We start from the raw sequence: 1,078 nt of genomic DNA on the forward strand, positions 1-1,078 counted from the left end.
TCCGAGCCGAGTGTGATGCGCCCACGACTGTCGGCTTTCAGTTCCTTGTGAATCCTCTCGTCGTCGGTTTCGATTAGTACCTTCATGGGTAGAACCAGCGCTTACTCGGTGACGATGCAAATGTCCTGCACTTCGTCGGCGTCGTAGACGACCGTGCCGAGGTGGCGCGTCTCGCCGTCGGCCAACTGGGAGAGGTCGAAGTGCTCGCGCACGTGTTCGTCCACCGTCTCGTAGAGGTTTGGCGGCAGGTCGCCCGAGGGGTCGCGGAGGATCACGTCGTACTCGTCTGCGGTCTGACCGTGCTTCGTGCGGGCGTCGTTGCGTTCGACTGCGATACCGGCCGTGGTGATGGGTTGGGTCATCATTCGTCTTGCCTCTACTACCTTCAACGTGGGTATAGATAATAAATCTTCCCCACAACAGGCCACTTCTTGCCCACAGTGAATCAGTCATCGGTGGCGACGAGGGCGTGATTCTCCGCCTTCCGTTTTTCGACGTCCAGTTGGTCGTGTTTGGTGTACTCGTTCTGCATCACGCCACCACGGCACTGGCACATCCACGCGCGCAGGAGGTAGCGGACGTAGGGTGCTGGAATGGCGTTCTTCGCCATGTGTTGCTTGGGGTAGCGGTCGGGGTAGCCCATCGTCGCGGCCCACCACTCGCGCGAGCGGTCGGCGTAGTAGTACGGGCTGACGGTGTCCTCGTTCAGACTCGCGTAGCGTGCGGGTTGCTCGACGTTGAACGACGTCTCGAAGGCGCGTTCCTTCTGGATGGGTAAGCCGAACATCCGCCCGTCGAGAACCACCGGGTCACGGAGCGGTGCTGCGGGGACGTTCTCGATGATGTGTTGGGCGCAGTGTTTCTCGGCGAGCTCCCGCGCCAGCGGGATGAGGTCCGGGTGGTCGTCCGGGTCCCCTGAGATGCGCGTCATGCTCGACCACTTCCGGCATGGCGGGTGGAACACGCCGAGGTCGAACTGGACGTCGTCGCCGAACGGCAAGTCGTGGGCGTCGGCCTGGACGACGTGGCTGTCGTTGGTGTCCTTGGGGTCGATGCCGACGCGGACCACGTCGCCGTA

At 62.4% G+C, this 1,078-nt stretch carries 2 protein-coding genes; both read right to left on the reverse strand.

Annotation, left to right across the window (positions count from 1 at the left end; genetic code table 11):
• Window positions 1-101: 101 nt before the first annotated feature.
• A complete protein-coding gene (locus M1L36_RS21130) occupies window positions 102-365 on the reverse strand; it encodes a hypothetical protein (RefSeq protein WP_250875744.1) in 264 nt (87 codons plus the stop codon).
• An 80-nt stretch (window positions 366-445) separates the two neighbouring features.
• Window positions 446-1,078 (reverse strand): hypothetical protein (locus M1L36_RS21135; protein ID WP_250875745.1); only part of this gene is annotated, 633 nt, incomplete at its 5' end.

It is taken from the genome of Halomarina rubra (assembly GCF_023699475.1).
In the GTDB taxonomy this organism is placed as follows: Archaea; Halobacteriota; Halobacteria; order Halobacteriales; family Haloarculaceae; genus Halomarina; species Halomarina rubra.

Excerpts from the sequence above, each read along its gene's own strand:
- M1L36_RS21130 (WP_250875744.1), bottom strand. The coding sequence starts at position 365 with ATGATGACCCAACCCATCACCACGGCCGGTATCGCAGTCGAACGCAAC.